Origin of the sequence: Microbacterium helvum (genome assembly GCF_014779795.1) — a bacterium.
In the GTDB taxonomy this organism is placed as follows: domain Bacteria; phylum Actinomycetota; class Actinomycetes; order Actinomycetales; family Microbacteriaceae; genus Microbacterium; species Microbacterium helvum.
Genome location: NZ_JACXZS010000013.1, coordinates 104837 through 125778, shown reverse-complemented (window position 1 = coordinate 125778; position 20942 = coordinate 104837). Strand labels below are relative to the sequence as shown.

Below are 20942 nucleotides of genomic sequence, written 5' to 3'. Positions count from 1 at the left end.
CGGGTCGCGCGCGACGCGTGACCCGCTCGGCCTCGGCTAGTCTGGCTGATGTTCCAGGCAGGAGTGACCGTGACAGCTGAGCCGCATGTGCTTTCGGGGCGTTACCGCATCGACGAGCCCATCGGCCGCGGCGGCATGGCGAGCGTCTACAAGGGGTACGACCTGACGCTCGGCCGGGATGTCGCGATCAAGATCCTCGATCGCGAGCTGGCTGACGACAACGCCTTCCGCACGCGGTTCCGGCTGGAGGCGCAGGCAGCGTCACGGATGGCGCATCCGACGATCGTCCGGGTGTACGACGCGGGCGAGGACTCGCTCACCGGCGCCGACGGCCGTGTCCGGCCCGTTCCGTACATCGTGATGGAGCTCGTCAAGGGCCGCCTGCTGAAGGATGTCATCGCGGCAGGTCCGGTTCCGGTGGCCGATGCCGTGCGCTACGTCGACGGCATCCTCGAGGCACTGCAGTACTCGCACCGGGCCGGCGTCGTCCACCGCGACATCAAGCCGGGCAACGTCATGGTGACCGATGCCGGCCAGGTCAAGGTCATGGACTTCGGCATCGCGCGCGCCGTGTCGGACAGTTCGTCGACGGTGGCCGAGACCACCCAGATCCTCGGCACCGCGGCGTACTTCTCGCCCGAGCAGGCCAAGGGCGAGCCCGTCGATGCCCGGGCCGACCTGTATTCGACGGGTGTCGTGCTGTACGAGCTGCTGACGGGGCGCCAGCCGTTCCGGGGCGACTCGCCCGTCGCGGTCGCGTACCAGCACGTCAGCGAGGCGCCGGTGCCGCCGTCCGAGGTGAACGAGACCGTGCCGAGGGCGCTCGACGCGGTCGCGCTGCGGGCGCTGGCGAAGGACCCGTTCCAGCGCTACCAGGACGCCGCGAGCTTCCGTGAGGCCCTCGATGCCACCGTGGACGGCCGGCAGCCCAGCAAGCGGCAGGTCGGCGCCCTCACCAGCGAGCTGTACGGTCCCAACCCGCGTCAGGCCGCCGAGACGGCGCGTTCGCTGCGCCAGCTGAGCACCGACACGACCATGAAGCGCACGCAGGCGGGGCCCCCGGTCGCCTGGATCTGGGCGGGTGTCGCGGTGCTGGCCGTCCTGCTGATCTCGCTGCTGTTCTGGGTGCTGTCCATCCAGCCGCCGGCGACGCCCGCCGCCCGCAGCGTGCCCAATGTCGTGGGGTTCACCTACGATGCGGCCAACGAGGCGCTGGCCGACGAGGACCTGCTCGCCTACCGGGTCGACGAAGAGAGCTCCGACGTCGCCGAGGGCAACGTGATCCGCACCGATCCCGCAGCGGGCACCTCGGTCGAGAAGGAGCAGCAGGTCAAGGTCTACGTGTCGACGGGGCAGAAGATGACGGACGTCCCGCCGCTCACGGGTCTGGCTCAGGATGCCGCCACCCAGGCGCTCACCGACGCCGGGCTGACGCTCGGCACGATCACACCGCAGAACGACAAGGACCTCGCCGCCGGGACCGTCGTCTCGGCCGATCCGGCCGACGGCACCAGCGTGCCGGCGGGAAGCACCGTGAACCTCGTCGTCGCGTCGGGGCGCGTGGCCATCGACGACGTGACCGGATACACGGTCGACAAGGCGACGACCGTGCTGCAGGACGCCGGGCTGACGGTCACCGTGAAGGACGACCCGAACTGCCCGTCCGCACCCAACGTCACGGCGCAGTCGCTTCCGCCGGGTGATGTGCCGGTGCACTCCGAGATCACGCTCACGGTGTGCACGGGGTCCTGACGCTCCGGGCACCCCTGAGGTTCACCGGCGCGGACTGAGCCGCTCGCCTCGGGCGGCGGCATCCACGAATCCCACCGAAGCGAGCCAGTTGCCCAGCAGCCGGTACCCGCCCTCGGTGAGCACGCTCTCTGGGTGGAACTGCACGCCGACGATCGGCGCGGTGCGATGTGCCACGCCCATGATCACCCCGCTCGCGGTGCGGCTGGTGACCACGAGCTCGCGGGGCAGCGTCTCGGGGACGATCGCGAGCGAGTGGTACCGCGTCGCGGTGAACGGGTCGGGCAGTCCCGCATACAGCGGCGACCCGTCGTGGTGCACGTCCGAGGTCATGCCGTGCATGAGCTCCGGCGCGTGCGCCACGGTCGCGCCGAACGCCTCGCCGATGGCCTGGTGGCCGAGACAGACGCCGAGAAGAGGGATGCCGCACGCCGCAGCCGCGCGGACCACCGCGATCGACGCACCGGCGTCGGCGGGAGTTCCGGGCCCGGGTGAGACGAGAACCCCGCGACGGTCCGCGATCGCCGCGGCCGCATCGGGGATCGCGTCGGCCTCGACGAGGTCCGTGTCGGCGCCGAGCTCGTGAAGGTAGCCCACGAGGGTGTGGACGAAGCTGTCGTGGTTGTCGACGACGAGGATCGGCGCCGAGTCGTCCGGGTCCGTCGTCATGCGATGGGGGAGGCGCCGCCGACGGCACCGCGCACGGGCAGCCCGACCGTGACGTCCTGCGGCACGATGAACTGGCTCACCCACGGGAAGACGTAGAACATGAGGCCGTACAGCACCGCCGCGACGAGCACGACGAGGATCAGCACCTTCACCCACCATGGGCCCGGCAGGCCGCGCCACAGAGCCGCGTACATCACGTCACCGCCTGGAGGGATGCCGGCGGCCCCGCATCGGTGCGGGGCGTGAACGATTCGAACACGCTGTAGGCGACGATGCGCTCGGTCATGGCGTACATGGGGCTGCAGCTGGTCATGGTCATGTAGGCGGTGCCGGCGGGGACGTCCATCGCCTGCGGCACGGGCAGCAGCACCTCGACCGCGTTCGGCTTGACGTACTCGAGCGTGCGGAAGCGGTAGGTGTACCAGCCGGCCTCGGTCTCGATGACCAGAGCGTCGCCCACGTGCAGGTCGGCGATCCGGTTGAACGGCTTTCCCCAGGTCGTGCGGTGCGCGGCGACCGCGAAGTTCCCTGGTTGTCCGGGCATCATCGTGCCGGGGTAGTGGCCGATCCCGATCGGGTCCAGGGTGCGCGCGCGGGTGACGCCGCCTGCCATGTCGACCATGTAGTCAGGACCGAAGCGGGGGATGTGCATGACGGCGAACCGCTCTCCGTCTGCGGGCTCGGCCATGACGGGCGGCGGCGCGGTGACAGGAGTCGCCGGGTCTTCGCCCGCTGCCGAGGATGTCGGCGACGGAGCCACCGCCCCGGGGTTCTGCTGCTCCCACTGCTCCTGCCACAGTTGCGACTGGGCGGCTCCTGATGCGTTGCGCTCCGCGCCGTAGATCATGTCGCCGACCCACAGCTGCCAGACGACGTACAGCAGGACGATGACGCCGGCCGTGATGAGAAGCTCGCCGATGACGCCCGCGACCGAGGTCCGCCGCCTCGGGCGCACCGTCGTCCGGGCGGCCCCCCGGGTCATGGCGACCGCTTCATCCACAGGGGGATTCTCGCACAGCATGGTTGTGGTCCGGCTGGCAGTTAGACTCTTCTGCATGGCACGACCCGGCAAAGACGACGACTCGCTCGTCGAGCGCGCAGAAGGCGAATCCGCACCCAACCCGGTGTGGTTCAAGCCGATCATGATCGGCCTGATGCTCGTCGGGCTGATCTGGATCCTCGTCTTCTACGTCAGCGGTATGGCGTTCCCGATTCCCGACATCGGAGCATGGAACCTGGTGATCGGCTTCGGCATCGCCTTCATCGGCTTCCTGATGACGACGCGCTGGCGATAGACCCTACGAAGAGAGCCCCGGTCATGGTTGACCGGGGCTTTTTCGTGCCCGGTTGCCCGAATCGGCGGCATCCGGGCAGTTGTTAACAGATCTGTTAACAGCTGTGAATTACACCCGTGTGATTCTCCCCAGGCTGTGGATGAACCTGTGGATAAGTTCTGGGGATAAGTCAGGAGGCCAGGACCAGCGCGGGGAAGAGGACAGGCACGAACAGCAGCGCGACCAGCACGGCGCCGACGGCGGCGAGCAATCCGATCTGGAGGCCACGCTGGCGGACCGCGCGCGTGCGCGTGAAGATGAACGCGACGATCAGGCCGGTCACGAGCCCGCCGACGTGCGCCTGCCACGACACGTTCATGCCGGGCAGGAATCCGATGACCAGGTTGATGCCGAGCACGAGAGCGATGCCCGCGATGTTCGCGCCGAGGTGCCGGCCGATGATCAGCAGCGCACCGAAGAGGCCGAAGATCGCGCCCGACGCGCCGACGACCGGAGTGCCGAACGAGAGCAGCGTCACCGCCACCGAGCCGCCGAGAGCGCACAGCACGTAGAGGGTGAGGAATCGGACCCGGCCGAGCAGGGGCTCGAGCGTGCGGCCGATCATGAGGAGCGCGAGCATGTTCAGCGCAAGGTGCCAGAAGCTCGAGTGCACGAGCGCGCCGGTGAGCAGGCGCCACGGCTCGAACATGCCGGTGAGCGCGGGGTACAGCGTCGGCGCGTAGAACATCAGCGCCTTCTCGAGCGTCCCGCCGAAGCCGGGGATGAGCTGCAGCAGGTAGACGAAGGCCGTCACGCCGATGATGGCGTACGTGACGATCGGGCGGCCGTCAGAGACGGACGCCGCCCGGGGACGTGACCACCGACGCTCAGCCTTGCGCTGCGCAGCAGACTGCCCCTTCTGCTGATCGCGCAGGCACTCCGGGCAGATGACGCCCACCGGGGCGGGGGTCTGGCACTCGGGGCAGATCGTGCGCAGGCAGCGCTGGCAGAGCACGAAGCTCTGCCGGTCGGGATGCCGGTAGCAGAAGTTCTCGCTGTTGCGGCGGAAGTCGTCGGTGGTCACGCGGGCCGTGTTCAGACCGCGGCGATGTCGATCGACTCGATGACCACCGGCTCGACCGGACGGTCGCCCGCCGCCGTCGGCACCTCGGCGATCTTGTCGACGACGGCCTTCGACGCGTCGTCGACGACCTCGCCGAAGATGGTGTGCTTGCCCTGCAGCCACTCCGGGCCGCGGCCGCCCTGGCCGGGGACCGTGATGAAGAACTGCGAGCCGTTGGTGCCCTCGACCTGGCCGGTGATCGCATTGCGGCGCAGACCGGCGTTGGCCATGGCGAGCTTGTAGGGCTCGGTGAAGGTGAGCTCACCGCTGATCTCGTCATTGAAGTTGTAGCCGGGGCCGCCGATGCCCTGACCGAGCGGGTCGCCGCCCTGGATCATGAAGCCGGAGATGATGCGGTGGAAGATGACGTCCTTGTACAGGGGGCCGTCGCCGGGCTTGCCGGTGGCGGGGTCGGTCCACGCCTGCGAGCCGTCCGAGAGGCCGATGAAGTTCTGCACCGTGCGCGGCGCCTGGTCGCCGAACAGGTTGACGACGATGTCGCCGTGATTGGTGTGGATCGTTGCGACTGCGGTGTGAAGCGGCATTTTTCCATTGTCTCAGAGTTCTCTGCAACCCCTCCCGTCTCAGCGGCGGTCTGGCAAGATGGGGAGACCGACATCCCCAACAACGGGAGGGCACCGTGAGCCTCAGCCGCAAGCGCAAGAAGGAACTCGAGAAGCTGCAGAAGCAGGCCGGAAACCTGTGGGAGGCGCAGCAGGTGCTGGTCGGCGAGGCCGCCACGGTGGCTCGCGAGGCCGGCCGCCAGCTGGGGAACTACGGCCGCGAGCAGGTCGCGCCGCAGGTCCAGGCCGGGTACGACAAGTACGCCGCGCCGTACGTCGACAAGGGCAAGAAGGTCTTCAACGGCACCGTGATCCCGGCGGCCGGCGCCGTCGTCGGATCGGCGCTGTCGGTCTGGGATGCCGCGAACGAGCAGCGCTCGCGACTGGCCGGGGTCCGCGGCCCCGCGCCCGTGGTCGTCCCCGCCAAGAAGGGCATCGGCGCCGGCGGCGTCATCGCGATCATCCTCGGTGTGGCCGCCGCGGTCGGCGTGCTCTACGCCGCATGGCAGACGCTGCGTGCGGACGACGAGCTCTGGGTCGCCGACGACCCGCTGCGCGCGCCGGATGCCTGAGCAGACCTCGGATCTCGAGCCGCAGGGCATCGCGCGCGTCCGGCAGGCGGCATCCGATCGCGGTCTTGAGATCGAGATCACGGAGCGTCCTGCGGCGAACAGCCTGAACGAGGCTGCCGAGATCCTCGGGATCGAGCCCTCCGGCATCGTGAAGACCCTCGTGGTGAAGCGTTCCGACGACACGTATCTGTTCGCGCTCATCCCGGGCGACCGGGCCATCTCATGGCCGAAGCTCCGCGCGGTCGTCGGGGTGAACAAGCTGCAGCTGCCCGATCAGGAGCGTGCTCTCGCGGCGACCGGATACGAGCGCGGCACGATCGTGCCCGTCGGCAGCACGAACGACTGGCCGGTGTACGCCGACGCCGACATCGTCGGCCGCCGCGTCGCGATGGGGGCCGGAGCCCACGGATACAGCATGTTCGTGCAGGCCGACGACCTCATCTCGGCGTACGGCGCAACGGTCGCCGACATCTCACAGCCTCTCGGCTGATCAGGTCGCAGCCCGAATCCGACGACGCCAGAAGGGCTCACGTCGGCAGGCGCACCCCGGCGAGGTCGAGGGCGATGTCGACGAGCTTGACGCGCTGCAGCGCGGGCACGTCGGCAAGCGGGAACCACTCGGCGCGGTCGGTCGATCCGTCGGTCTCGTTCCGCAGGCGCCCACCTGTCACCCGCGCGCGGTAGACGATGCGGAGGGTGTGGAGCGGCTCGGTCAGTCCGGGCGTCAGCCGCCGGCCGGCCGGGATGACGCGGGAATGGATGCCGAGCAGCTCGCCGACCGCGACTCGATAGCCGGTCTCTTCCTGGACTTCGCGACGGGCGGCCTGCTCCGGATCCTCACCGTCCTCCAGTCCGCCGCCGGGCATGGTCCACGCCGCGCGCCGACCCTCGTTCCAGTGCGCGAGCAGGACGCGGTCGTCCTCGTCGATGATCACCGCATAGGCGGCGACGCGCAGGTCCATGCTTCACCCTAATGCTCGCCGTGCTCGGCTGAGAACGCCCTTCGGTCACCGGAATACCGCGCGATCGTCGGCGGTTCGTGCGTTCTATGAAGAAGGCCGCCGCCGCGCCGCACGCGCCCCGCACGGACGCCGACGACGACGCGCTCGAGCATCTGCTCGCCGCCGTCGATGTGCACATCCGCCGTCAGCGCAGGATGCGGCTCGACGACGCAGAGCTTCTCGCGCTGGATGCCGGGGCCATCACGTTCGCCTACGTCCTGTCGGGCGAACTCCAGATGGGCCTCGCCGGGGAGCGCGCCGAACGCCTGCCCGTGGGCGACATCCTGCTGCTGAGCGGGCGCGGGCGCGGCACCCTCACCGCCCATGGTCCGGCCACCGTACTGCTGTCGGAGCTCGATCTCGCCGATGAGGCGGCGCACCTGCTGTCGCTGCTGCCCGATCATGCGATCGTCAGGTCGTTCGCCGAGCTGGAGCCGGCCGCAGCCGCGATGCTCCCTCACATGGGGTACGACGCGGAAGTGCAGCAGCTCGCCAAGCGCGGCGGCGACTTCGTGGTCTGCCGCATGATGGCCGTCACCGTGTTGATCTCGGTCATCCGTGCCTGGGCCGCCGGCGGCTGCGCGCCGGAAGGCTGGCCCACCGCATCCTCCGACCCGTTCCTCGACCGGGTCGTCGCGGCGATCCACGCCGACCCCGGACGCGAGTGGACGGTCGAGACCCTCGCCGCGGTGGGCGCCATGTCACGATCGGCGTTCGCGGAGCGGTTCCGCCTTCGCTATGGCCGATCGCCCGCCGGGTACGTGACCGCGGTGCGCATGCGGGCCGCTCAGGACCTGCTGTCGCGCGGCCGCGGCATCAGCGCCGTGTCGCGCGAGCTGGGCTACGCGTCCGACGAGGGCTTCAGCCGCGCGTTCCGCCGGAGCGTCGGCACCACGCCGTCCGCCTGGCGGTCGGCGCACCGGTTCGCAAGCGCCTGATCCGCCCACCCGGTCGGACGATGGATGCTGCCCCCCGGGCGATCTGCATCGCCACAGGGTGCGGCATCCACTCGGCTATGCCCGGGCGCCCGCCCGGTTCGACAGCCCGAACAGCACAGCCCCGAGCACGAGGATGACTGCGCCGGCGACGTAGACGGCGACGATCCCCAGCCCGTCGACGAGCAGACCACCGACGCCCGCCGCGAGCATGATGGCGGCCTGGAAGCCGACCACCACGATGCTGCCGCCGGCCTCGAGGCGGTCGGGCATGCGGTGCCCCACCCAGGTGTTGACGATCAGCAGCCACGACGCGAAGAAGAAGCCCCACGCGAACGCGGCGACGCCGACGAGGATCGGCGCACCCGACAGGGCGATCACCGCCAGGGTCATGATCGCCATGACGACCGGAGAGACGACCGCGAACAGCCTGTAGGTGCGGTCGATGATCATGCCGATCAGAAGGTTGCCGACGAATCCGCCGACGCCGAACACCGCGAGCAGCACGATCACCGTGCCGGCATCGATCGGCTGCCCGGCCTCTTGCACGCGATCCAGGGCGATGCGGATGTAGGTGAACGCGAGGAAGTGCCCCAGCACGACGAGGACGTGACCGGCCACGCCGAGCCCGATGCCGGGCAGACGCAGCGTGCCGAGCAGCGTCGACAGCGAGGCCGAGCTCTCGGCGGGAACCGACGGCAGCAGAAGACGCAGCGCGACGACGAGTACCGCGGTCACCGCGGCCGCCAGGCCGAAGACGGCGCGCCAGTCGAGTGCTTCACTGAGCATGACGCCGATGGGGACGCCGGCGACGGTGGCCAGCGATGTGCCGGCGGAGGTGAACATGACGGCGCGGCCGAGGCGTTCGGGTCCGGTGATTCGTGCGGCGACGGTGATCGACATCGCCCAGAAGCCGGAGAGCGCCGCGCCGAGCAGGACGCGTCCGATCAGCAGCAGGGGCAGGTTCGGGGCGATCGCGACGATCGCGTTCGAGACCGTGGCGCCGGCCGCCATCCACACCAGCAACGAACGCCGATCGAGCCGCGGCAGCAGCAGTCCGATGGTGGGGGCGACGATGAGGCCCGCCAGCGCGGTCACGGCGACCATCTGGCCTGCCTGACCCGGCGTGACGCCTATGTCGTCGGCGATCTCGGTGAGGACGCCGCCCGGCAGGAACTCCGCCGTGACGAGCAGGAAGCTCATCGCCATCATGGCGACGAGGGCACCGTAGCGCGGGCGCGGCTGCACAGGACTCGTCGCTGGGGCGATCACGGGGAGCGGGGCGGTACTCGTCATGATTCCAGCCTGGCGTCGGGAGCATCGGACCGCCCGACCGTGCGTCCGCGGCATCCGATCGATCGTCCAGACGCGACGGGGCGAAGAAGAATGCGACCCCCGCGTCAGCGCCACCCTGCCGGACCGGGCGCAGCGAGGATCCTGATGACGGGCGCCGTCGCCCCGAACGGCCCCGGCGCGACCTCGCCCCGGGGGGCGCCGAAGAAGTCAGAACTCAGGTCGAGGTCCGACCCGTCGGGGTTGGTGTAGCTCATCTCCGCCTGATAGCTCGTGCCGAGACGCGCCGTCGTCACCGGGGCGACGACGGGCAGGGCCGCCGCGTCCGTCACCTCGACACGCACCGTGCCCGCTGCGGCGTCGATCACCTCGACGCGCACCGGCGACGTGCCGACGACGAAGGGCGCGGGCTCGGCACGGAACGGCTCTGCGGCTTCCGCGTACAGGTTGCCCTCGGCCCAGACGGGCAGGCGTGGCCCGGCCAGCGCAGTGCCGTCTTCGTTCGGGTACTCCTGCGCCGTCGGGTAGTCGTCATACTGCGACGTGCCCACCGGGGTCGGCACGAAGCTCGCCTGACCCGGCACGCCGTCCATGTCGATCGCGCCGGACCAGAAACTGGCGAGCACCGGCTCGTCGGCGTCAGCGGTGACGCCGGACGCACCGTCGCCGACGAAGACGTTGTTGTAGAACCGGTCGTCGCCGCCGAGGATGTTCGAGACGCCGTAGACGGCCGTGGCGTGCGGCACGTGGTACGGGGTGTACCGCTGGTGCTCGGTGCAGTTCGCGATCCGGCCCACGATGTAGTTGTGCACGTAGGCTCCGCCGGTCGACATGTCTTTGACCGCCCACGGCGACAGGAACAGGTTCGAGTCCACGAGGTACGGGCCGTGGCAGACCTCGACCATGAAGTCCTCGGCCGTCGAGGCGTAGAACACGTTGTGCCGCACCAGGGTGCCCTGCGCCTGCCAGTCGAGCCACAGGGCGCGATGCGTGTGATGGATGGTGTTCCCGCTGATGACGGTGTCGAGGGCGGCGTGCAGCTTGATGCCCGCGACTTCGGCGCCGTGCCACTGCCGCTTCACGTGGATGCGCGAGATGTGGTTGTCGGCGACGGTCGAGAACGCCGCACCGAGGTGCCCGACGATGCCCGCTTGCTCGCAGTCCCGGATCGTGTTGCGGCGCACCGTGTGGGACCCGATGTGCTCGCGGGTCCACGGGTGCGGCTCACCCGCGTCTGGGCCGCCCAGCACGAGGGCGCGCTGGATGACCTCACGTTCGCGCTGCGTCCCTCCCTTGGCGCCCTTCGCCCCCGCGGCGGCCTCGTTCTGGCCGGTGCTGGCCTCTTTGCCGAGTGAGATGCCGACGTTCTTCGAATCGGTGATCGTGTTGTCCTCGATCACCCAGCCCTTCGACCAGTGCGGGCCGATGAGGCCTTCCTGCAGGGCGGTGGGAGGGGCCCACTGCGTGGCCGCCTTCGTCAGGGTGAAGCCCCGCACCGTGATGTAGTCGATGCCCGTGGCTTGCGGCCAGAAGACGAACGTGCGCGCGTTGATCTCGATATGGTGGTCGGCCGGGTCGACGCCGCCGAAATTCGCCCAGATGGTGGTGACATCGTCGCTCACCTCGCAGTACCAGGTCAGCAGCGAGCCCTCGGGGTCGAACGAGTCCGCCGTGGCCTCGGGGTGCTCGACGCCGCGGAGCGTCAGCGACTCGTACATGGACGTGCCGTCGAGGTACACCTCGCCGGCGTGCCAGACGTTGACCAGGTCGAAGAACCAGTCCCCGCCGATGCGTTCGGTGTACGGGTTGCGTTCCCCGAACAGGGCGTTCGGCACCTGCGCGACCCAGACCCGGCCCTCACCACCGGGGTGGGGACGCCAGTCGGTGACGACCTCCGCGCCGGAGATCGTCACCGGTTCGAAGAGCCCGTCCGCACCCTGCGCCGCCTGGTACGTGATCGGCGCGTCGGCGGTGCCGCCACGTACGGGATTCACCCATTCCCGGTACACGCCCTCATGCACCGTGACGGTGTCGCCCGGCATGGCGGCCGCTGCAGCCCGGTTGATGGTCCGGAACGGGGCGTCCGCCGACCCGTCGGCGCGATCGGAGCCGGTGACGGCGACGTGCCAGACGGTCACGACCGCGCCTCTTGGAGGTCGCGGGCGACGTCCGGCTGTGCCGGCGTCTCGCGCAGGCGGGCAGCCAGCGCATCGAGCGTCTCGGCGGCGGGCCGGAACCCGACGAGGTCGAGGTGCCCGTGAGGGACACCCGCTCGCATGGACTCGACGACATCGACCCCGGCTGTGCGCAGCTGCTCGCTGAAGAGCTGCCCGCTGGAGCGCAGGGCGTCGAACTCGCAGTTCTCGACGTACGTCGGAGGGAAAAGCCCGAGGCTGTCACTGATCCCAGGGGTGAAGTCCTCCTCCCGCGGCCGGTCGACGTCTCCGAGGGTCGTGCGCTGAATGGCGTCGTGCATCCACCGCGGTATCTGAAGCGCGGTCGGCACCGCAGCGAGGGCCTCGGCGAGCTCGTCGTCGGGGGCGGGCAGCTCGGGGTGCACGAGCGGGTAGACGAGGAGTGTCTGCCAGGGTGCTCGGCCGGCGCGGGCCGCGCGCAGCGTCGCGCTGGCGGCGAGCGACGCACCGGCGCTCGCCCCTCCGACGGCGATTCGCGCCGGGTCGACACCGAAGCGCGCCGCGCCCGCACGGACCTCATCGAGAACGGCCGCGCAGTCGTCCTGCGGGACGGGGAAACGCACGGGTTGCCCGAGCTCGTCGACGCGCCCGTCGATCGTCCCGTTGAGCTCGGGGGGCACGGGGCACCGGCGATAGTGAACCGAGATCACGACCGCGTCGGCGCGTCCTGCGACGCCGCGGGCGACCTCGTGCGCCTCGGGCATGTCGAGGTCACCCCACACGAACGCCCCGCCGTGCATCCAGACGAGGCACGCCCGGCCGCCGTCGGGCACCGGCCCCCGCGGCGTGTAGACGCGCACCGGCACCGGCCCGTGCGGGCCGGGGAGCTCCTCGTCGGTGACGCTGAGGTCCCACTCCTCGGCGGGGCCGAAGGGGGCCTTCCACTGGTCGACGACGGACTGGGGAATCGACGGGTGGTCGTCGTAGCCGTCGAGGAGGTGCCGACGCGCTTCGAGTTCGGGCACGAACAGTCTGGTCACAGAAGTAGTCCTTTCGTCGTCTGCGCTCGCGGGTCGATCCGACGAGGCGTCAAGGTGTCAAATCCCGGTCTCTTCCGGCTCAGGCTGCACGTAGCCCCGGGCGACGAAGAACCGCTCGAGCAGGTAGCACCACCAGATGAGGATCAGGCCGGGCACCACGAACACCGCCGGCATGAAGTTCCACACGACCACGCCCCCGAGGACGACGGCGATCGCGAGCAGGAAGGTCAGACTGGGCTTCGTCAGCCCCAACGTGAACCCGTTGAGCAATTGGCGCCAGGTGGGGTTGGTGAAGCGAGCGACGAGGGGGAGGCACCAGAAGAGCAGGAGGATGAGGAACAGGGCGACGACGATGAGCGGGATCAGCACCACCGAAAGCCTCAGGGTGGGCACATACGAGAGGGTGACGATGCCGACGGCTGCGACGGCGACGACCAGCAGCCCGACCACGGTCGCCTGCTTCCAGCTCTGCCGCCATGCCTCGCGGGCGATAGCCCGATAGCCGCCGTCTTTGCCCAGAACCTGTCGCCGACAGAGCTCGTAGGCGACGACGGTGCCCGCTCCCGCCGTCAGCACCAGGGCGAGGCTCGCCACCCAGACCAAGCTGATCAGGATGGCGGAGCCGAGCAGGTCGAGGATGCGCCACAGCCACGAGGCGGGATTGAAGCGGAAGATGGTCAGGCCTTTCAGTGTGCCGATGCCGAAGCCGGATGACGGATCGGCCCCCGAAGCGAGCTGGGGGCCGATCGGCCATCAGCCCTTCACGGAGCCGATCATCATGCCGGACACGAAGTGCTTCTGCAGGAACGGGTACACGAGCAGGATCGGGACCGCCGCCGCCATGGTGATCGCCGACCGCAGAGCGATGGGGGTGGTGACCTGCCCGCCTCCGGCGGCTGCTGCGGCGGCGCCTCCAGCCTGCGCTGCGTTGTTCACGCCGGCGTTCATCGAGCTCGACAGCAGCTTCTGCAGCTCGTACTGCAGGGTCGAGAGCCACTGTTCGCCGGAGTTGTACAGCAGGGTGTCGAGCCACGAGTTCCAGCTTCCGACTGCCACGAACAGACCCACGACGGCGAGCGTCGGCTTGCACAGCGGCATCACGATCTGCCACCAGGTGCGGAATTCACCCGCACCGTCGATCCGGGCCGACTCGATGATCTCTTCCGGGATCGACTTCATGTAGGTGCGAAGGAGGATCAGGTTGAACGCGCTGATCATCACCGGCACCCAGTAGGCCTGGAAGGTGTTCAGCATCCCCAGGTCCTTGATGAGCAGATAGTTGGGGATCAGCCCCGCATCGAAGTACATCGTCAGCACGAAGATCACGGTGATCGGCTTGCGGAAGATGAACTCGTTGCGGCTGAGCGCATAGGCGAGCATCGAGGTGAAGAACAGGTTGGTCGCCACGACGACAGCCGTCTTGAGGACGCTCATGAAGAACGCCTGGTAGATCGTGCCCATGTGGAACACGACGTCGTAGTTCTTGAGCGAGAACACTCGGGGCCAGATGCCGATTCCGCCGCGAACGGCGTCTGTGCCGTCGTTGAGCGAGATCGCGAGGGTGTTGAGCAGGGGGTAGAGCATGACCACTGCGAGGAGAACCAGGAAGGTCGTGTTGAGCGTTGTGAAGATGATCCGCTCGACCGTCCACCTCTTGTGGCGCCGCCGGGCGGTGTCCGGGCGGCGAGTCGCGGAGTCCGCGGTCACGGTTGTCATGGTGTTCTCCTAGACCAGGGTCTCTTGATTGAGGCGCTTGGCGGCCAGGTTCGCCGAGCCGACCAGAATGATGGCGACGACGGTCTTGAAGATGCCCGCGACGACGGCAAGGCTGTAGTTGCCGAGTTGGTATCCGTACCGCAGCACGAAGACGTCGATGGTCTCGGCCCGCTCGGACACGAGACCGTTGCCCAGGAAGTACGGCAGCTCGAAGTTCGTGGACAGGATCCAGCCGCTGTTGATGATCAGCAGGACGACGATCGTGGGCATGATGCCGGGGAGGGTGATGCTCCACATCTTGCGGTAGCGGCCCGCGCCGTCGACTTCGGCAGCCTCATACAGAGCCGGGCTGATGGCGGTGATAGCGGCCAGGTAGAGGATCGTGTTCCAGCCCAGTTCCTTCCACAGGCTGGTCCCGGCGACGATGCCCCAGAAGTAGTTCGGCTGGGTCAGGAACATGACCGGCTCGTCGACGATGCCCAGGCTCAGGAGCAGCTGGTTGATGAAGCCACCTGAGGAGGGCAGCGACAGCGCCACCGCGGCGAGGCTTGCGACGACCACCCAGCTCAGGAAGTGCGGCATGTAGGTGATGTTCTGCAGGACGCGCTTGAACGGCAGGTTCTTGACCTCGTTCAAGAGCAGTGCAAGCACGATCGCGCCGAGGGTGCCGACGACCAAGGTCAGGATCGACTGCCCCAGCGTGTTGATCACGACCTCCCGGAACCTCTCGCCGTTGAGGCCGGTGAACAGGTTGCGGAAGTTCTCGAAGCCGACCCATTGCTGGTTCCAGATGCTGCCGCGCCCGGGCCGGTAGTGCTGGAAGGCCATGGCCCAGCCGTAGGCCGGGACGTACTTGAAGAGGATCTGGTAGAGCAGCAGCGGGACCGCCATCGCGATGAGCGCTCGTTGCGCCCAGACGATGTTCCAGGTGATCTTGCGCCGGGGGAGCTGCTCTGTCTTCTTCGTGGGTTTGCGCTTCGAGGATTTCGAGCGGGGGGCGGGCTCGGGTGCGGGCACCGGCTGAGGCACGCCCGCGGCGGTGTCGACTGTAGTGGCAGTCATCTGTCCAACCTCATCGTCAGAAGTTCGTGGTGAACGAGAGTGAGTCGTGGTGGGGGCTGCAGGCGCCCCACCACGACTGCTCTCCTGTCTCCTTCCCCCCCCCCGCGCCCGGTGTTGTGGGGGGGGGGGGGGGGGGGGGGGGGGGGGCGCCCCCCCCCCCCCCCACGACTGCTCACCGACTGTTACCAGTTCTCCAGACGGTCCTGGATGCCCGCGTTGATCTCGTCCTCGTAGGACTTGACGTCGATCTTCTTGAAGGTGTCCGTGTATGCCTTCCAGTTCTTGTCGAAGTCGGCGGGCTTGCCCGCGATGATCTTCGGCAAGTTCTGCAAGGCGGCGTCGGTCATCTGCTGGTTGGCCTGGGTGGCCGCGTCAGTGAGGCTGATGTTCCACGCCGGGTAGTACGTCGGGTTCTCCGGGGCCTTGTTCACGAAGTCCATCCAGGTCTGCTTGCCGTACTTCTGGATGAAGTCCTTGTCGTAGTCGGACAGCGTCGCGAAGAACTCGGCCGGCTGGTCGTCCGGGCTGAAGGCGTTGCCGTCGGAGAACGTGCCGTTGTGCTTCGGGATCATGCTGTTCAGCGCCATGAGCTTGTTCGACGCCCGCCAGGTGAGGTCCTTGGAATCCGCGCGCTGCTCGTCTGTGCGGGTGAAGATGCCGTCATCGCCGACCTCGTAGTCCTCGCCCTCGATGCCCCAGGAGAGCACCTTCTGCCAGGGCTCGGAGAGCATCATGTCGAGGAACTTCAGGGCCTTCTCCTGCTGCTTGCTGGTGGAGGAGACGCCGAAGCCCTGGTTGATGTTCATGACAGGTCGGTCCGCGTAGTACGGCTCCGCGCCGTCGTAGACGGGCATGACCGGGGCGTAGGTGTACTCGTCCAGACCGGCACTCCGCAGCGAGTCGGTGGCGGTGCCGAACTGCCAACCCTGGTTCTGCATGCCGAGCACGGCACCGGTTGCCAGCTTGGCCTGGAACTGGTCGTTCGTCAGGGTGAAGGTCTCGGCGTCGACGACGCCCTTGCTGTACTCCTCGTTCAGCTTCTTGTACCAGGTCTTCGCGACGTCCTTGTCCGCGTAAATCGCCGCCTTGTCGTCGCTGTCGACGATGACGCCGCCGTTGTTCGGCGAACCGGCCAGCAGTGCCGGAGGGTTGGTCAGGATCCACTCCGATCCCGTCGGGGCGGGCGCCTCGAAGCCGACAGTCGGAGAGCCCGCGGTCTGCGGGTTCTTCGCCAGGAAGTTCTCGATGAGCTCGAAGTACTTGTCGATCGTCATGTTGCTCAGGTCCGGGTACCCGGCGTCGGCGAGCACGCGCTTCTGGATCCAGAACGCGGGACCGTAGTAGGTTCCGCCGGTGACGTCACCGTAGAAGCGGTTGTAGTTCGGGAGGATGTAGAGGCCCTTGTCGATCGCCTCGCCCGAGTAGCTCATCCGCTTGATGTAGGGCTCGACGTAGTCCTCGACGTTCGGGTAGTCGCCGGTGTCGAGCATGTCGTCGAGGCGCGCGAGCGCGCCGCCCTCCAGGAACCGCAGCTTGAGGTCGCCGGTGCCGATGAGGTCGGGGTAGTCGCCGCCGGCGAGCATGACGCCGATCTTCTGGTCCGCGTTCTCGGGGGTGACGATCTCGTACTTCAGGGTGACGCCGAGCTGGTCCTCGATGAGCTTGGTGATCTTGTTGTCGGTGGCCGGAGCCTGCTCCGGCGACTCGATGTACACCGAGAGCTCCGTCGGGTTGCTGGGGGTCAGCGTTCCCGACTGGTCGGCGAGGTCACCCTCGGGGATGACGACATCCTTCTGAGCGACTTCATCACCGCCGGGGGCGCACCCGAACAGGCTCACGGAGACTGCAGCGGCCAGAGCCAGTGTTGTCAACTTCTTGCTTGCGACTTTCACAAGGTTCTCTCTTCTTTGAGCGAAAGTGGGAGGCGGTGCGCCTCGGACTCATGAGGATTGTAGCGATAAAATACGTTGGCGCCAGTGTAGATCTCCTTCGAGACTTTATCGATATATTGGACCCGCTCCGAGGTCGCGCGCGGCCCTGCATGAGCGCATCCGCGAGGCTCTGGGCTGGCACAATGAAGTGGGGGGTATGGGTTTGATAGTGAGGATGGCGGACGTCGCTCGTGCGGCGGGCGTCTCGGTCATGACGGTGTCGAACGTCCTCAACGATCGGCTTCCGGTCGGCGAGCCGACCCGTGCCCGTGTCATGGCTGCGGTCGACGAGCTCGGGTACCAGGTCAATCTGACGGCACGCCATCTGCGGGCCGGACGGACGGACACCATCGCCTTCATCGCCCCGTCATTCCACGACTACTTCGGTGAGGTGGCCGACAGGCTCGCGCTGCCGATCGAGGCAGAAGGGCGCCACCTCGTGCTCGCGCGCACGGCCGCGAGCCCCGAGGAGGAGATGGAGGCGCTGAGCGCCGCGCGCCTGCACCTGTACGACGGCGTGCTGCTGTCTGTGGCCGGGCTCGATTCAGACCGGCTGGAGCGAGTTCGCACCGCGAAGCCCCTCGTCCTGCTCGGGGAGCGCGACGCGCCCGAGCGTTTCGATCACGTGCGGCTCGCGAATGAGGAAGGGGCCCGGCTCGCCACGGCGCACATGATCGACGGCGGCTCCCGGCGCATCGTGGCGTTGGGCGGCACGATCGACCCCGGGCACACGATGTCGTCGGACCGCCGTCTGGGATGGGAGCGTGCCATGACCGACGCCGGCCTGGGCGTGGACCCGCGGTACGTGGTGCCGTTCCCCGTATACAGTTCCGCCGCGGCGCGGGACGCGCTGCTGGCGGTCATCGACTCGGGTCTGCCCTTCGACGGGGTCTTCTCGACCACCGATGTCGTCGCGCTCGGAGCAATCTCGGCGCTGTCGGAGCGCGGGCTGCGCATTCCCGAGGACGTCCAGGTCACAGGGTTCGACAACCTCGAGATGGCGCAGTTCGTCCCGCCCGGTCTCACCTCGGTCGACGCCAACCACGAGGAGCTCGCCGAGAAGGCCGTCGGGATACTGCACCGGAGGATCGCGGGGTGGGACGGTCCGGCCGAGCACGTCGTCATTCCCGTCCGACTCGTCGTGCGCGGATCCACCCGCGGCCAGGCGTAGCCCGCTTCACCGAGGCGCGCCCGGACCGCGCGACCCGTTCTGCAGATCATCCGACGACAGGAAGACATATGGCGACCACTGCGACAGCGATCATCGACCTCGACGTTCCCGGGGCGACGATCAGTCGACACGTGTACGGGCACTTCGCGGAGCACCTGGGACGGTGCATCTACGGCGGATTCTGGGTGGGAGAGGACTCGCCCATCCCGAACGTGCGCGGCATCCGATCCGATGTCGTGGCGGCCCTGCGGGCCCTGCAGATCCCGAACCTGCGCTGGCCCGGCGGCTGCTTCGCCGACGACTACCACTGGCGTGACGGGATCGGTCCCCGCGACCAGCGGCCGCGGATGGTCAACTCGCATTGGGGAGACGTGGTGGAGGACAACGCGTTCGGCACCCACGAGTTCATGGACCTGTGCGAGCTGCTCGACGCCGCCCCCTACGTGTCGGGGAACGTCGGCTCCGGGACGGTCCAGGAGATGTCGGAGTGGGTCGAGTACCTGACCCGGGCGGACGACTCCCCCATGGCGGCGCTGCGCCGGGCGAACGGGCGCGACGAGCCGTGGCGGGTGCCGTTCTGGGGGCTGGGGAACGAGGCCTGGGGATGCGGCGGGAACCTGCGGGTGGAGCAGTTCGCTTCGCTGGCCCGGCAATACGCCACGTACTCGCGCAACCACGGCGGCAACGAGCTGTACCGGGTCGCGGCCGGCGCAAGCGACGCGGACCTGCACTGGACCGAGACCTTGATGCGCTCGTTCGACGACCTGGCCGCCGACCCTGCGGAGCCCCCCCGCCCGTTCCAAGCGGTGTCGCTGCATTACTACACGATGACCGGCACCTGGGGCGACAAGGGCGATGCCACTGAGTTCAGCACGGACGAGTGGTACACGGCGATGGCCAGGGCGCACCGCATGGACGAGCTCCTCACCCGCCACTCGACGGTGATGGACCGGTACGACCCGCACCGCAAGGTGGGCCTGGTCGTCGACGAGTGGGGTACCTGGTGGAACGTCGCCAAGGGCACCAACCCGGGGTTCCTGTACCAGCAGAACACGCTGCGCGACGCCCTCGTCGCCTCGGTGCACTTCGACGCCTTCCACAGGCACGCGGAGCGGGTCGTGATGGCGAACATCGCGCAGACGGTCAATGTGCTGCAGGCGATGATCCTCACCGACCCCGACTCGGGTGCGCTGGTGCTCACCCCGACGTACCACGTGTTCGCCATGAACGCCGGGCACCACGACGCCTCCGCCCTCGCGGTGCACCTGCGCGACGTGGACACCCGCACGGTGGAGGGGGCGGAGCTGCCGCTGGTCTCGGCATCCGCCTCGGTCAAGGGCGACTCCGCGCTCGTCTCGTTGTCGAACCTCGATGTCGACACCGATCGCACGATCGTGCTCGACCTGCGCGGACGCGACGTCGTCGGGTACGAGGTGCGGGTGCTGACCGCGCCAGCGCTCGACGCGCACAACACCCCGGAGCGGCTCGACGCCGTCGCGCCGACCGCGCACGACGGCGTGCGGTCGCACCCGCGCGGGTTCGAGCTCGACCTGCCCGCGCACTCCTACGTCACCGTCAGCCTCGACCTGCGGTGAGCGAAAGGACAGAACCCCGGAATCTGGCGGCAAACGCGGGATTCCGGGGTTCTGACGTGCTGTGGAGCCTAGGAGATTCGAACTCCTGACATCCTGCTTGCAAAGCAGGCGCTCTACCAACTGAGCTAAGGCCCCGGGGCTTACGGTGATCGCGGACTTCGTCCGCTCAACAGGACTCAATCGGCTCGGCAGTGATGCAAGCATCGCTGCGCTCGCCTCAATCGCCTGTGGGGCTACCAGGACTTGAACCTGGGACCTCTTCATTATCAGTGAAGCGCTCTAACCGCCTGAGCTATAGCCCCGAATGTGTGCTTCGCTTGCGCTCCGCAACCTCCAAGACTTTACCCGACGATCGCGGATTTCACGAATCGTACTGGTTGACTGGGGCCGTGACCGCTCAGCCGCACCCTGACGAACCGCACGGCACCGGACTCGGCCAGCGCCTGAACTGGCTGCGAGCCGGCGTCCTGGGCGCGAACGACGGCATCGTGTCGGTCGCCGCGCTGGTCGTCGGCGTCGCCGGCGCCACCACCGATATCGGCGCGCTGTTCACCGCCGGAATCGCGGGACTGGTGGGCGGCGCGATCTCGATGGCGCTCGGCGAGTACGTCTCGGTCAGCAGTCAGCGGGACTCTGAGCGCGCCCTGATCGCCAAGGAGCGCGCAGAACTGCGTGACATGCCCGACGAAGAGCTCGAAGAGCTCACCCAGCTGTATCGTGAGCGCGGGCTGTCGGAGGCGACAGCACGCCAGGTCGCGGTCGAGCTGACCGCGCACGACGCGCTGTCGGCGCATCTCGAGGTGGAGCTGCACATCGACCAGGACGATCTCGTGAACCCCTGGCATGCCGCGCTGTCGTCTGCCGTCTCGTTCACGCTCGGTGCGCTGCTGCCGCTGCTCGCGATCCTGTTGCCGCCGCCCGAATGGCGGGTGCCGGTCACCTTCGTCGCCGTGCTCATCGCCCTCGCTGCGACCGGCACCGTGTCAGCCCAGCTCGGCGGAGCTCCGCGGGTGCGTGCGGCATCCCGTCTCGTCCTCGGCGGCGCGCTCGCCCTCGCGGCCACCTGGGCGATCGGCACCCTGCTCGGCACCACCATCGTCTGACGGAACGACG

General features: G+C 68.4%; 21 protein-coding genes and 2 tRNA genes. 8 read left to right on the top strand and 15 right to left on the bottom strand.

Annotated elements, in window-relative coordinates; genetic code table 11:
* The first annotated feature begins 48 nt into the window (after positions 1-48).
* On the top strand, positions 49-1752 hold the full coding sequence (pknB, locus tag IF188_RS17675) for a Stk1 family PASTA domain-containing Ser/Thr kinase (RefSeq protein ID WP_191173114.1): 1704 nt from the start codon (positions 49-51) through the stop codon (positions 1750-1752).
* Positions 1753-1773: 21 nt separating this feature from the next.
* Here pknB and IF188_RS17670 read toward each other — a convergent pair whose 3' ends face one another.
* From IF188_RS17670 to IF188_RS17660, 3 genes are read right to left on the bottom strand one after another with little or no spacing between them, the layout of a single operon-like run.
* Positions 1774-2418 (bottom strand): anthranilate synthase component II, encoded by a 645-nt coding sequence (locus IF188_RS17670; RefSeq protein ID WP_191173113.1) that lies wholly within the window; start codon positions 2416-2418, stop codon positions 1774-1776.
* The gene (locus IF188_RS17665) at positions 2415-2612 is read right to left on the bottom strand and encodes a hypothetical protein (RefSeq protein ID WP_191173132.1); all 198 of its coding nucleotides are present in this window, start codon (positions 2610-2612) and stop codon (positions 2415-2417) included. The genes IF188_RS17670 and IF188_RS17665 overlap by 4 nt, the downstream gene beginning before the upstream one ends.
* A complete protein-coding gene (locus tag IF188_RS17660) occupies positions 2612-3418 on the bottom strand; it encodes a class E sortase (RefSeq protein ID WP_318152928.1) in 807 nt (268 codons plus the stop codon). The genes IF188_RS17665 and IF188_RS17660 overlap by 1 nt, the downstream gene beginning before the upstream one ends.
* A 55-nt stretch (positions 3419-3473) precedes the next feature.
* Between IF188_RS17660 and IF188_RS17655 the strand changes: the two genes are divergently transcribed.
* The gene (locus tag IF188_RS17655; RefSeq protein WP_191173112.1) at positions 3474-3713 is read left to right on the top strand and encodes a cell division protein CrgA; all 240 of its coding nucleotides are present in this window, start codon (positions 3474-3476) and stop codon (positions 3711-3713) included.
* A 169-nt stretch (positions 3714-3882) separates the two neighbouring features.
* Here the strand turns inward: IF188_RS17655 and IF188_RS17650 are convergent, their stop codons facing one another.
* Entirely contained in the window at positions 3883-4776 is an 894-nt protein-coding gene (locus IF188_RS17650) for a rhomboid family intramembrane serine protease (protein ID WP_191173111.1), read from the bottom strand.
* A gap of 11 nt (positions 4777-4787) precedes the next feature.
* Positions 4788-5360 (bottom strand): peptidylprolyl isomerase, encoded by a 573-nt coding sequence (locus IF188_RS17645; RefSeq protein WP_191173110.1) that lies wholly within the window; start codon positions 5358-5360, stop codon positions 4788-4790.
* A gap of 95 nt (positions 5361-5455) precedes the next feature.
* Here IF188_RS17645 and IF188_RS17640 point away from each other — a divergent pair, with 95 nt between their 5' ends.
* On the top strand, positions 5456-5950 hold the full coding sequence (locus IF188_RS17640; RefSeq protein WP_191173109.1) for a DNA helicase: 495 nt from the start codon (positions 5456-5458) through the stop codon (positions 5948-5950).
* Positions 5943-6440, top strand: a complete 498-nt coding sequence (locus IF188_RS17635) for an aminoacyl-tRNA deacylase (RefSeq protein ID WP_191173108.1) — start codon at positions 5943-5945, stop codon at positions 6438-6440. Before IF188_RS17640 ends, IF188_RS17635 begins: the two co-directional genes overlap by 8 nt.
* Before the next feature lie 37 nt (positions 6441-6477).
* On the opposite strand, the gene IF188_RS17630 is transcribed toward IF188_RS17635, so the two are convergent.
* Entirely contained in the window at positions 6478-6912 is a 435-nt protein-coding gene (locus IF188_RS17630) for an NUDIX hydrolase (protein ID WP_191173107.1), read from the bottom strand.
* Between the two features lie 86 nt (positions 6913-6998).
* Between IF188_RS17630 and IF188_RS17625 the strand changes: the two genes are divergently transcribed.
* Positions 6999-7889 (top strand): helix-turn-helix domain-containing protein, encoded by an 891-nt coding sequence (locus IF188_RS17625; RefSeq protein WP_191173106.1) that lies wholly within the window; start codon positions 6999-7001, stop codon positions 7887-7889.
* A 75-nt stretch (positions 7890-7964) separates the two neighbouring features.
* Here IF188_RS17625 and IF188_RS17620 read toward each other — a convergent pair whose 3' ends face one another.
* The 7 genes from IF188_RS17620 to IF188_RS17590 form a co-directional block, all read right to left on the bottom strand.
* Entirely contained in the window at positions 7965-9182 is a 1218-nt protein-coding gene (locus tag IF188_RS17620; protein ID WP_191173105.1) for an MFS transporter, read from the bottom strand.
* A 104-nt stretch (positions 9183-9286) separates the two neighbouring features.
* Positions 9287-11317 carry a DUF1565 domain-containing protein gene (locus IF188_RS17615; RefSeq protein WP_191173104.1) on the bottom strand — a complete coding sequence of 677 codons (2031 nt, stop codon included), beginning with the start codon at positions 11315-11317 and terminating at the stop codon, positions 9287-9289.
* Complete coding sequence (locus tag IF188_RS17610; protein WP_191173103.1) at positions 11314-12354, bottom strand: alpha/beta hydrolase fold domain-containing protein; 1041 nt, start codon at positions 12352-12354, stop codon at positions 11314-11316. The genes IF188_RS17615 and IF188_RS17610 overlap by 4 nt, the downstream gene beginning before the upstream one ends.
* Positions 12355-12411: 57 nt before the next feature.
* On the bottom strand, positions 12412-12963 hold the full coding sequence (locus tag IF188_RS17605; RefSeq protein ID WP_396652825.1) for a DUF624 domain-containing protein: 552 nt from the start codon (positions 12961-12963) through the stop codon (positions 12412-12414).
* A gap of 144 nt (positions 12964-13107) precedes the next feature.
* Positions 13108-14070, bottom strand: a complete 963-nt coding sequence (locus tag IF188_RS17600; RefSeq protein WP_191173102.1) for a carbohydrate ABC transporter permease — start codon at positions 14068-14070, stop codon at positions 13108-13110.
* Positions 14071-14079: 9 nt separating this feature from the next.
* Positions 14080-15132, bottom strand: a complete 1053-nt coding sequence (locus IF188_RS17595; protein WP_191173101.1) for an ABC transporter permease — start codon at positions 15130-15132, stop codon at positions 14080-14082.
* 182 nt (positions 15133-15314) lie between these two features.
* Positions 15315-16970 (bottom strand): extracellular solute-binding protein, encoded by a 1656-nt coding sequence (locus IF188_RS17590; protein WP_318152926.1) that lies wholly within the window; start codon positions 16968-16970, stop codon positions 15315-15317.
* Between the two features lie 268 nt (positions 16971-17238).
* On the opposite strand from IF188_RS17590, the gene IF188_RS17585 reads away from it, so the two are divergent.
* Together IF188_RS17585 and IF188_RS17580 are read left to right on the top strand one after the other, a co-directional pair.
* Positions 17239-18234 (top strand): LacI family DNA-binding transcriptional regulator, encoded by a 996-nt coding sequence (locus tag IF188_RS17585; protein WP_191173099.1) that lies wholly within the window; start codon positions 17239-17241, stop codon positions 18232-18234.
* A 68-nt stretch (positions 18235-18302) separates the two neighbouring features.
* Positions 18303-19829 carry an alpha-N-arabinofuranosidase gene (locus IF188_RS17580; protein WP_191173098.1) on the top strand — a complete coding sequence of 509 codons (1527 nt, stop codon included), beginning with the start codon at positions 18303-18305 and terminating at the stop codon, positions 19827-19829.
* Between the two features lie 62 nt (positions 19830-19891).
* Here IF188_RS17580 and IF188_RS17575 read toward each other — a convergent pair.
* Together IF188_RS17575 and IF188_RS17570 are read right to left on the bottom strand one after the other, a co-directional pair.
* Positions 19892-19964 (bottom strand) — tRNA-Ala (locus tag IF188_RS17575).
* A gap of 93 nt (positions 19965-20057) precedes the next feature.
* Positions 20058-20131 (bottom strand) — tRNA-Ile (locus IF188_RS17570).
* A gap of 75 nt (positions 20132-20206) precedes the next feature.
* On the opposite strand from IF188_RS17570, the gene IF188_RS17565 reads away from it, so the two are divergent.
* Entirely contained in the window at positions 20207-20932 is a 726-nt protein-coding gene (locus IF188_RS17565) for a VIT family protein (protein WP_396652822.1), read from the top strand.
* Positions 20933-20942 lie beyond the last annotated feature (10 nt).

What these genes read in the sequence shown, in the direction of transcription:
- IF188_RS17665 (WP_191173132.1), bottom strand. Translation starts at nt 2,612, where the DNA reads ATGTACGCGGCTCTGTGGCGCGGCCTGCCGGGCCCATGGTGGGTGAAG.
- IF188_RS17585 (WP_191173099.1), top strand. Translation starts at nt 17,239, where the DNA reads ATGGCGGACGTCGCTCGTGCGGCGGGCGTCTCGGTCATGACGGTGTCG.
- IF188_RS17595 (WP_191173101.1), bottom strand. Translation starts at nt 15,132, where the DNA reads ATGACTGCCACTACAGTCGACACCGCCGCGGGCGTGCCTCAGCCGGTG.
- IF188_RS17625 (WP_191173106.1), top strand. Translation starts at nt 6,999, where the DNA reads ATGAAGAAGGCCGCCGCCGCGCCGCACGCGCCCCGCACGGACGCCGAC.
- IF188_RS17645 (WP_191173110.1), bottom strand. Translation starts at nt 5,360, where the DNA reads ATGCCGCTTCACACCGCAGTCGCAACGATCCACACCAATCACGGCGAC.
- IF188_RS17635 (WP_191173108.1), top strand. Translation starts at nt 5,943, where the DNA reads ATGCCTGAGCAGACCTCGGATCTCGAGCCGCAGGGCATCGCGCGCGTC.
- IF188_RS17580 (WP_191173098.1), top strand. Translation starts at nt 18,303, where the DNA reads ATGGCGACCACTGCGACAGCGATCATCGACCTCGACGTTCCCGGGGCG.
- pknB (WP_191173114.1), top strand. Translation starts at nt 49, where the DNA reads ATGTTCCAGGCAGGAGTGACCGTGACAGCTGAGCCGCATGTGCTTTCG.
- IF188_RS17655 (WP_191173112.1), top strand. Translation starts at nt 3,474, where the DNA reads ATGGCACGACCCGGCAAAGACGACGACTCGCTCGTCGAGCGCGCAGAA.
- IF188_RS17670 (WP_191173113.1), bottom strand. Translation starts at nt 2,418, where the DNA reads ATGACGACGGACCCGGACGACTCGGCGCCGATCCTCGTCGTCGACAAC.
- IF188_RS17600 (WP_191173102.1), bottom strand. Translation starts at nt 14,070, where the DNA reads ATGACAACCGTGACCGCGGACTCCGCGACTCGCCGCCCGGACACCGCC.
- IF188_RS17620 (WP_191173105.1), bottom strand. Translation starts at nt 9,182, where the DNA reads ATGACGAGTACCGCCCCGCTCCCCGTGATCGCCCCAGCGACGAGTCCT.
- IF188_RS17630 (WP_191173107.1), bottom strand. Translation starts at nt 6,912, where the DNA reads ATGGACCTGCGCGTCGCCGCCTATGCGGTGATCATCGACGAGGACGAC.